General features: G+C 58.7%; 2 protein-coding genes and 1 pseudogene. All 3 read left to right on the top strand.

Annotated features, from left to right (window positions below; all coding sequences use genetic code 11):
* Window positions 1–345, top strand: a pseudogene (locus AC1D1X_RS23780) (beta-ketoacyl-ACP synthase II); the annotation flags it as partial.
* Between the two features lie 32 nt (window positions 346–377).
* Window positions 378–920: a hypothetical protein gene (locus tag AC1D1X_RS23775; RefSeq protein WP_477671319.1), complete on the top strand. Its 543-nt coding sequence runs from the start codon at window positions 378–380 to the stop codon at window positions 918–920.
* Window positions 917–1,230, top strand: a 314-nt coding sequence (locus tag AC1D1X_RS23770; protein WP_477699409.1) for a sigma factor, incomplete at its 3' end; no start/stop codon positions are given. The genes AC1D1X_RS23775 and AC1D1X_RS23770, both read left to right, overlap by 4 nt.

The raw sequence follows: 1,230 nt of genomic DNA, 5'->3' as shown, positions 1-1,230 counted from the left end.
CAGTACCTCAACGCGCATGGCACGTCCACGCCGCTGGGCGACCTGAACGAGACAAACGCCGTCAAGGCGGCGTTCGGCAGTCACGCTAAAAACATGGTGGTCAGCTCGACCAAATCCATGACGGGTCACCTTTTGGGCGGCGCCGGCGGCATTGAGTCGGTGTTTACGGTGCTTTCGCTGTATCACCAGAAAATACCGCCGACCATCAATATCTTCAACCAGGATCCCGAGTGCGACCTGGACTACTGTGCCAATACCGCGCGTGACGCAAAAATCGAGGTTGCCGTCAAAAACAATTTCGGGTTCGGCGGCACCAACGGTACGCTGGTCTTCAAGCGCGCCTGATTTCCCGGCTCACGCACATCCAACAGCCTGCCTTGAGCCTGCACAACGCCCCGCCGGTTGTTTATCCGCTGGGGCGTTCGCGTTTTCTGGGTACTCTTTTGTTGGGTTTATGGCTGTCCGGGCTGCTTTTAGCGATGCTCTGGTATTTCAACGGAAACCGTCAGCTGGATTGGCGCATCGGCCTGGCACTTACTGCCGCTTTGGGCGCTGGTGTGGCAGCACATATTGGTTGGCGAAACTCTCCGGCGGGCCACTTGGCATGGGATGGCGAAGTGTGGCGCTGGGAGAGCCCGGGTTATCAGGCGGGCGTCGCCGAATATGAGCTTTCAGTCCTTGCCGATTTTCAACACTACTTACTGCTTCGGCTTGAAAATTCTGCTCACGCACGGCTGTGGCTCTGGGTGGAGCGCGGCGTCATGCCGGAGCGATGGCTGGACCTGCGCCGGGCGGTCTACTCGCCGCACAAGTCATCTTCCACCTTATCGCCGCACGATTTTCTGCCTGCAGAACCCGTGCCGGCTGTGGCAGTATCGGGGTCTATGCGCCCAGTTGAAGTCACGTCACAAAACCCATGAGCGCTGACCTGCCTCCGCCTCAACTGGAAAAAGCAACCGACAGCGATGCCATGCTGGTGGAGCGCACCGTTGCAGGCGACCAGAAGGCATATGAGCTGCTGGTCATCAAATACCAGCGGCGCATCCAGCGTCTGATAGGCCGTATGGTGCGCGATGTGGACCTGGTGGAAGATATCGCCCAGGAAACGTTCATCCGCGCCTACAGGGCCCTGGCGCAGTTCAGGGGCGAGGCCCAGTTCTACACATGGCTTTACCGGATTGCGGTGAATACCGCCAAAAAGGCCCTGATGGACCTTAAACGGGATCCAAC

This window comes from Polaromonas sp. P1_G4 (assembly GCF_056405475.1).
Note: the sequence above shows the minus strand (reverse complement) of the source record. Positions and strands in the feature narration are given on the sequence as shown.